This is a genomic window from Enterobacter cloacae complex sp. 2015409, from assembly GCF_041365315.1.
GTDB classification, from domain to species: Bacteria; Pseudomonadota; Gammaproteobacteria; order Enterobacterales; family Enterobacteriaceae; genus Enterobacter; species Enterobacter pseudoroggenkampii.
On the sequence record NZ_JBFTVM010000004.1, the window covers coordinates 303807 to 312776 of the forward strand.

The following is an 8970-nucleotide window of genomic DNA, read 5'->3' on the forward strand; positions in this document are numbered from 1 at the left end:
TTATCGACTGAGTTCGTTTTTCTGGGCTGCAATACCAGGGATACCCCATGAATACATTACGCAGAAAGTGGCAAAGCCTGCCGCGAGGCATCGTCGTGCTGATAACCGCCCTGGTTATCTACACGCCGCTGTCGTTTATTGTGATACAGAGCTTCCTGTCCGCGCCGTTCTTTTCGCCGTCAAAAGAGTGGAGCTTTGAATCATTTGATTTTATTTTCACCGACCCTGATTTTTATAAGGCCCTGAAAAGCGGCTTTATTCTGGCTTTCGGGCTGGTCTTTATTTCTATCCCGCTGGGCGGCGTACTGGCGTTTCTGATGGTGCGTACCGACCTGCCCGGCCGCCGGTTGATTGAGCCGCTGATCCTGGTCCCGATTTTCGTTTCACCGATGGTGCTGGGCTTCGGCTACGTTGTGGCCGCCGGTCCGGTGGGCTTTCTCTCCCAGTGGGCAGAGGCGCTGATTGGCTTTGTGCCGTGGAACATCTACGACATGTCGAGCATTGTGGTCATCGCTGGACTGACGCACGTCCCGCACGCCTATCTGTATATCTCGTCAGCGCTGCGCAGCGTGGGGTCCGATGTGGAAGAAGCCGCGCGCACCGCGGGCGCCTCGCCCTGGCAGGTGATGACCTCCGTCAGCCTGCCGATGGTGCGCCCGTCTATTCTGTACGCCACCGTGCTGCTGTTCTTCCTGGGGCTGGAGGTGTTCGGCCTGATGCTGGTCCTCGGCGACCCGGAAGGCAACATGGTGCTGGCGACCTATCTCTATAAGCTGACGAACAAGATGGGCACCCCATCCTATAACCTGATGGCGGCGGTTGCCGTGGTGCTGATCTGCATCACCATCCCGCTGGTGATGCTCCAGCGTCGCCTGATGCGCACCGCCAACCGCTTCGTTACCATGAAGGGCAAGGCCTCGCAGGCCCGCGCGCTACCGCTGGGTAAATGGCGCTGGGTAGCTGGCGCGGTGATTGCCTTCTGGCTCACCGTCACCATTGGCGTTCCGCTGCTCGGAGTGGTGCTGCGCGCGTTTATCTCCAACTGGGGCGTGGGCGTTTCGCTGTGGGACGAGCTTTCTCTGAACACCTTCCGCACCATCTGGGCGCAGCCCAACCTGCTGCGCGCCATCGTCAACTCCATGGCGATTGGTGTGATTGGCGGCGCGCTGGCCGTGGTGTGCTACCTGTTTGTCGGGATCGCCATGCACCGTAAGCCGGATAACACCACGCGTTTCCTGGACTATAGCGTGCTGGTGCCGCGCGCCGTGCCTGGCCTGCTGGCGGGTCTGGCCTTCCTGTGGGTGTTCCTGTTCCTGCCGATGTGGCTGGATAACTCGCTGAAATCCGGCTGGCTTTCCGGATTCGCCTGGACCGACTGGATGCGTGAAAACGTCATCGTCTGGCTGCGTTCGCTGCGAAGCACTATTTTCAGCGTCTGGCTGGCCTATACCGTGGTGTGGATGGCTTACGGGCTGAGGCTTATCTCTTCCACGCTGCTGCAGGTGGGGCCTGAGCTTGAAGAAGCGGCGCGCAGCACCGGGGCGACGCGCGGGCAGATCACCCGCCACGTCACCATCCCGCTCTCCCGCTACGGTCTTATCGGTTCGTGGCTGCTGATGTTCCTGATCTTTGAGCGCGAATACTCAACGGGTGTGTACCTGCTTTCACCCGGCACGGAGACCATCGGCTCGATGCTGGTTTCCCTCTGGGCCGCGGGTGCCATCGATATCGTGGCGGCGCTCTCTTTCATTAACATCCTGCTTGTCGTGGTAGGTCTGGGCATTGCCCTTCGTTTCGGAGTGAAAATACATGATTGAATTAGCGGTTGACGATCTGCACTTAACCTACGGCGACAATCCTGTTTTAAAAGGTGTCTCCATGAACCTGAAGCGCGGCGAAGTGGTCTCCCTGTTAGGCCCCTCCGGCAGCGGCAAAACCACCCTGCTCCGCGCCGTCGCGGGTCTGGAAAAACCGACCCAGGGGTCGATTATCATTGGCAATAATAAAGTTTACGACGGCACGCCGCGCAGTGAGGTCCCGGCGGAAGAGCGTAACCTGGGGCTGGTATTCCAGTCCTATGCCCTGTGGCCACACAAAACCGTGTTTGAGAACGTGGCCTATCCGCTCAAGCTGCGCAAAGTTCCGGCCAAAGAGATCCAGCAGCGCGTGCAGGACGTGCTGGACCAGCTTGGTCTGGGCCATCTTGGCAAACGTCACCCGCATCAGCTCTCCGGTGGGCAGCAGCAGCGCGTGGCGATTGGCCGCGCGCTGGTCTACAACCCGCCGGTGATTTTGCTGGACGAGCCGCTTTCCAACCTCGACGCCAAGCTGCGCGAAGAGGCCCGCGTGTTCCTGCGCGAGCTGATTATCAAGCTCGGGCTATCGGCGCTGATGGTGACCCACGACCAGAACGAAGCGATGTCCATTTCCGACCGTATCCTGCTGCTGAACAACGGCAAAATTGAGCAACAGGGTACGCCGCAGGAGATGTACGGCTCGCCAAAAACGCTGTTTACCGCCGAGTTTATGGGCAGCAACAACCGCCTGCACGGCAAGGTCACCGAAGTGCGCGACGGCAGAGCGCGTATCGAAGGCAAAGGCTGGGTGCTGTGGGGCCAGGCCGGTGAAGGGGTACAGAGCGGTAATGACGCCACGGCGGTGATCCGCGTCGAGCGCGTGGCGGTGGTCGAGGGGCCAGGGGAAAATCAGCTTGAGCTACCGCTGCTCACCAGCATGTACCTCGGCGACCGCTGGGAGTACCTGTTCCGCACGGTGGGGGATGATTTTGTCATTCGCGCGTATGGGCATGAGGTTCGGGATCCGCAGCACTGCCATCTTTCGCTGCCTGAGAAGCATGTGTGGGTGTTCCCGAAAGGGTGATGAGTCAATAACTAATCTGCCATGGCCCGGTAGCGATTCGCTTACCGGGTCTACAAAATAAAGAAATGCGCAGATGCCAGGTTAGATGGCGCTAGCCATTATTGTTAAGGCATTCTGACTAAAATAGCCAACTGACACTTCTTACCGTCCGTACGTATAACGGGTTAAGACTCCATATCAAAATGTTATTACAGAGCATATAAAGAAAATTTATGCGTCATATCCAGCATTTTTGAAAACTAATTGAACATGCTCCGTCAGTCCAACAAGATCTTCATAGGCGATTGGGCCAAAATCAGGATAATGGTTTTCAATATACTCGTAAACAACTTCCATACCTTCACTGACTCTGAGTTTATTAATAAACTATCTGTTCCCGGACTGTTTTCCCAGATCGCTTTTATAATGTTTTCGCTCTCCGGTAAATCACCGCACACAATATCCTGTAATCCAGACTAAACCTGCTCCGGCGAAAGATTGCTGTCCTCTGCATACTGTGCATAGGACTGTACCAACTAGCAGTTATACATCATCCCTTTTGGCAAATCGAACCCATCACTCAGAGAGTTATTCTCCACAACAACTCGATCCGACGCTCATTGCTCTGATAATGTCTTATCCCTTTTCTTTTAGTGGCTTATTGACCCTATTGTATTTTATGCCCAAGCCTTTTTCGCTGTTAAGCATTTTTGAGCCACAGACGCTACCGCCGCTCAGTGACGCTCAGGTCTGCCACGCATTTATCATATAAATAGTACGCAGAAGAGCTCCCAACGAACATAACACGGTGTAACCTACTGATATCATTTAATATTCTGCCAGAATAAATTCATATATTATCGAATAATATCGCTATACCTCAAATTCATGTATCAACGATTTGATTCATGCCATTTTTTTAGAGTTTTATAAAAATTAATAACGCTATCTAAATCAGTGTTCCACTCTGAAATTTTAACTCCATCTTCATTATGTGTTTTGCGCGAATCAGTAAATTTATTTATCATTTCAGGATTGAATCCCGGACACTCATCCAAAAATAAAATTTTATTTTGAACAAAAACATCATTACCCGAGAAATATAAAACCCAAGTAAATATAAAGTTCGCATTATCAGGCTCATACATTGAAACAACCAAAGCAGCATGCTTTTTATTTATCAATCCCTCTTTAAGAGAGTTTAGCCAGCTAACTTTGTAATTATCTATATTCCAGTAAGATAGTGGAATACTTATTACCTCTGAAAAATCACCAATAATTACCGATGATGGCAAGAAACATTCACCTTCATTATTCACTGGTTTATCCTCAGGGAAAATGCCAAACATATGTTAGTCCTTAATCCTGTTCAAGTTACTGTCATAAGTTCCAATTCTGTTGCCTTTACGATCAAACATTTTCCAACCATTTGTAACATTATGACTATCAATATCGGGAGTAATGTATTTTTTACCATCAGAATAAACTGGCTGCCCATGAGAATTAAATGGTGCTTTCTGTGGTGGGATTCTGGTATCGAATCCTAATTTTTTAGCTGCTTCTTCAGCCTCTTTACCCTTAAGGGCCAGATAAGCTAAATCATCCTTATTCGGCCCTTCTGGAATCGGTGTAACCGTAGTATTGCCGCCAGTATCCGGATTTCCATCATTGTTACCTGTATTGGTTGCCCCCTGACCCGAGGACTGATTATTCCCTGTATTTGAAGGCACATTTCCAGTTACAGTCTGGTCTCCACCAGTGTTTGATGGTCCCGGGTTGATGACCTGCGTACCACCAGTACTGGTGATCGTCTTACCTGTCAGGGACTCATAGGCCGCTTTCTGAGCATCATTTAACTGACTGAGCTGGGAAGGATCATTGAGCGAGGCCACATAGATCAGATGCAACTGCTCATCTTGTGACAATGTATCCATTGCTGATGTGGATGCACCAATGCCCAGTAAAGCACCCAGACCACTGGCAACCAGGCGATCACGGCAAGCAGAAATTTTCAGACATCCCTGTGCAGCCAGTTTACCGCCCTGTATAACGACACCCAGCGAGTTATTCTCAACCTCCACCTTCGCCGTTTCCAACGCCGTCGCCGCCATGGAGACGCTGCCATCCGTCACCGCAGCGCCCGCCAGACCACCCGCGATACTCACGAGGCTACTGACCAGCCGTTTCTCCTCTGCCGTCAGGTCACTGGATTTTTTATCTCCATACAGCGCGCTGACCAGATGGTCGGTCATCGCCGAGGCCGTAATGGCCCCTATAGCTCCGGCCTTCAGGCCATCCGCACTGCTCCCGCCACTCAGCTGCGTCAGCGCCGCCGCCACAATACCGTGCAGCGCGGCACGGGCTGTCGGGTCTTTCTGCTCCTTGACCAGGGTCGCCAGCAGAGGGGCCGCCCCTGCTGCCGCGCCTGCCTTCAGGTTACCGCCAAGCGCACCTGCCAGTAATCCCGCCGCGGCACTGCCCTTAGTCCAGAAGGCACTCCCCGGACCGTACTCGGTATTCTGATATCCGGGCTGCGTCTTCAGGAACGCTTCCTGCTCCTGCGGCGTATCGCCCTGCAGTTTTCCTTCAGATGCCAGTTTCGCGCCCAGCGCCGCATTGGATTCCCGCGCTTTCTGCTCCGCATACTTGCCGTAAGCATCCAGCGCAGAGGTGGCCAGCGCCGCGCCTTCGCTCTGAACAGCCAGGTTATCCCTGACCTTTTGCACATCACCGTTCACGTCCACGCCGTGGTGGGCGCCAGCCGTATCACGGCTCAGGTCAGCAATATCCTGTTTTTGTCCCGCCGGGTTGCGAATGACAATGCTACCGCCACTCACCGCTGATGAGGTCGTCCCGGTATGGCTCTCTTCTGACTGGCCTGTACCGATGGCCGGTGCCAGGTTGCGGTTTTCACCGTTTCCGCTGCCGCCCGCGCTGCCGGAAAGCGCCACCGTGTAGCCGTTGCCGCTGGTCTGGCTCTCGTTGTGGAGATTACTGAAACCCAGCGTACCGGTGTCGAGACTATTTTTATCTGCAGACGCCGTGGATGCAATCACCGCGCCGTCAAGCTGGGTATGATTTCCGGTGGTGACAGCAAAACCGCCCTGGCCTGCGAATATCCCACTCTGTTCAGCAACGCTCTTACCATTCTGGGTGATATTCTCACCCGATGCACTGACGCTACCGGAAGAGGCACCATAACACAGTGGCGGTATGCACAGACTGAGGGACGCGCCTGACGAAGACTGCTTGCTGTCATAACTGGCTGTATCCTGCACGCTGCTGATGGTGAGATCGCGTCCGGTATTCACCACCACACGGTTACCTTCCAGCTCCGCACCTTTCAGGATGGTGTCGCGTCCGCTGTTCACCGTAAGCTGTTCATCAGCATGGACAACGCTGTTCGTATTGCGCTGTGACTGGCTGTTTTCCTTACCCTTATGCTGTGACGCTCCCAGCTCCACCGAGATGCCGTTTTGCGCACCAATCAGGCTCACACCGACACCGACGCTGAACTGGCTGCCGCTGTTTTTACTCTCAGAGCGGGTTGTGTTCTGGGAGGCAGACAGCAGAATATCCCGTCCCGCATCCAGCGCCACGTGTTTACCCGCGATCTGTACCCCCGTGCCGGCAATGTCATTTCCGGCATGGACAGAGACATTCTCACCGGCAGTAATGGTGGTGCCCTGCGTGTCCGTAATGTTGTAACGACTGTCCTGAGAGGACGTCCCCGCCGTTAAAGACACTTTAGCCTTGATGAGCGACGAGTCCGACATAGCGCCCTGCGCCGCGGTTGCCGCCGACTGACCTGTTCTGATGGCGGTCAGCCTCGGGTCATCGCCGTTTTCTGCGCTGCGGGCAGCCGTCTCAGCGGCTTTTGCAGCCTCAACAGCCCAGCCGCCAGCAGATGCAGTCACACCATACTGGGCGCTGCTGCTGTGGTTTTCACCGTCACGGGTATCCCGGCTCACCCCCATGAGGACATTTTCGCCACTGAGTGACACCGATTTACCGGCACGGATATCCGTACCTGACAGGGAGAGATCGTTGCCGGCCTGCGCGACAAGGTTACCGTTTTTACTGCTTAGCTGGCTGCGCAATCCGTTTTCGAGGCTGCTATCTTCCCGACTGCTGTTTTTTTCATGACGGTAGCCTGCCGTGGCGCTGTAACCATCGCCGCCCAGCGTTCCCAGCAATTTGCTGCTGCCGCTGCTCTCACTGAGTGATGTGTCGCGTCCGGCAGAAACGGAGATATCCCCATTTGTGGCTGACAGCAGAAGATCGTCCGTGGCGGTCATCCGGCTGCCGCTGATATTCACGCTGCCGTCACGACTGTTAACGTAAATATCTGAGCCCTGAATGACCGACGCGTTTTGTGTAGTCCGGTTGCCACTACTGTTGCTCTCTGCCTTGCTCATCCCGCCCGGCAGGAGCTGATTGCCGTGGGAACCCCCACCCGCGATGGCGCGAACAGCACTTCCGGCGCTCAAGGCGCTCGAAAGATTCCAGCCGCTATTTTTCGTGCTGCTGCCGTATTTCTCGCTGTCTGTGGACGTAGTGATATCAACGTCGCGTTTCGCATCGAGGATCACCGTTTCACCGGCCTTAGCCTGGCTCCCGGCAATCAGGATATTGCCGCTGTTGCTGCCTCCCTGTTTACCGGTGGCAGTCATCTGGATATTGCCTGCGGCGGCAAGATGGCTGCCGCTGTTAAACTCGCCCTCGTAGTGCGACTCAGAGGAAGCCCGGGTGCGTCCTGCGGCAATGGCCATCATCTGCCCTGGTCCGTCAAGCGCGAGCGCACCGCCTTCCGCCCCCAGCCCCTTCACTTTATCGACGGTGCTGTTGCCACTGTTGCCCTTACCACGAACGATATCGCGCACGTTACGCACAGTGTCTTCAAATGGCGCTTTCACACTGACGGTGACGCCAGACGATTTGGACTCCTGCTTCATGGACTCAGTGGTCGTATCCCGTCCAGGAAGGATGGCGATGCTGTCGCCAGTGATATCGATATGGCCGGTTTTACGGGAGGAATCATCCTTCGCTCTTCCGGCAACCACGTCTGCCGCGCTCAACTGGACGTCATTTCCGGCGCTGATAATGACATTACCACCAGTAGTGCCCACCGTGCTGCGGGCATCGCTCTGCGTCGTGTTTGCCCCCTGTCGTGTGGTTTTTGAAGACTGCGACCCGATGGTGATACCCAATCCCGACCCGCTGGAGAAAACGCCAGATTTCTTCGTTTTCTTCATGTCGTAGAACGTGTCGGTGTTGGTTGCTGCCTCCACGGTCAGATCATTTCCAGCCTTCAGTGCCACATCGCGCTCAGCGGCAACCGATGAGCCCTGCACCGTCAGGTTGTTACCAGCCCGGAGAGCAACGTTGTCGCCGGAAAGCTGCGTACCTTTCTCACGCGTATGCGTTTCTTCGTGGATGGTGTGAGTGGTTTTCTTGCTGAGGAACCCACCGGACGTCTTTTTCTCCTCCCGGTATGCATAGTCACTTTCCGTCGCAGTGGAAAGGGTGATATCCCGCCCGGCGGCCACGGCTGTATCGCCTGCGGCATAAACATCTGCTGCCTGCGCCGTCACATCCCGTCCGGCAACAACAGTCACAGTCCCACCCGCAGTGATGTCGGTTCCCGACTGTCGAACCGATTCGTTGATGACGGTTTTCTTGCCTGACTTATAGCTGTCGCCCTGCGTGGTCTCTTCCGCCGCCAGATTCACGTCGCGACCCGCCTGCAGCCCGACGCTTTTCTCCGCCGCCAGCGCGGCGGCCTGAGCGTTGATATCCTGCCCGGCCTTCAGCACCAGGTTATCGCCTGCGGAAATCGTGGTGCGGTCGAGCCCGGTGCTGTGGGACTCGCTTTTCCCTTTACGGCTGCTTTCGCTGGTTTGCTCCGCGTTCAGATTGAGATCGTTGCCCGCGCTCAGCCCCGCGCTGCCGCCCGCCTTCAGGTCGCTGGCGGTCACGTCAAGGTTGTGCCCGGCATTTACCAGCAGGTTGCCGCCCGCGGTGACGTTACTGCCCTGATACGTGACGGACGAACGGCTGGTTTTCGCCCGGCTGGAGCTGAATGCGTCGTTGATCTGATTCGCGTTGACG

The 8970-nt window shown here is 55.3% G+C and carries 4 protein-coding genes; 2 read left to right on the forward strand and 2 right to left on the reverse strand.

Translation table 11 applies throughout. The features are described from left to right. The first annotated feature begins 47 nt into the window (after positions 1-47). Together ACDO57_RS19370 and ACDO57_RS19375 are read left to right on the forward strand one after the other, a co-directional pair. Complete coding sequence (locus ACDO57_RS19370; RefSeq protein ID WP_023294491.1) at positions 48-1817, forward strand: iron ABC transporter permease; 1770 nt, start codon at positions 48-50, stop codon at positions 1815-1817. Beyond that, positions 1810-2880 carry an ABC transporter ATP-binding protein gene (locus ACDO57_RS19375; protein ID WP_370884454.1) on the forward strand — a complete coding sequence of 357 codons (1071 nt, stop codon included), beginning with the start codon at positions 1810-1812 and terminating at the stop codon, positions 2878-2880. Before ACDO57_RS19370 ends, ACDO57_RS19375 begins: the two co-directional genes overlap by 8 nt. Before the next feature lie 872 nt (positions 2881-3752). On the opposite strand, the gene ACDO57_RS19380 is transcribed toward ACDO57_RS19375, so the two are convergent. Both ACDO57_RS19380 and ACDO57_RS19385 read right to left on the reverse strand, forming a co-directional pair. Next, on the reverse strand, positions 3753-4208 hold the full coding sequence (locus ACDO57_RS19380) for a hypothetical protein (RefSeq protein WP_370884455.1): 456 nt from the start codon (positions 4206-4208) through the stop codon (positions 3753-3755). A 3-nt stretch (positions 4209-4211) separates the two neighbouring features. Next, on the reverse strand, positions 4212-8970 hold a 4759-nt coding region (locus ACDO57_RS19385; RefSeq protein ID WP_370884456.1), incomplete at its 5' end, for a hemagglutinin repeat-containing protein.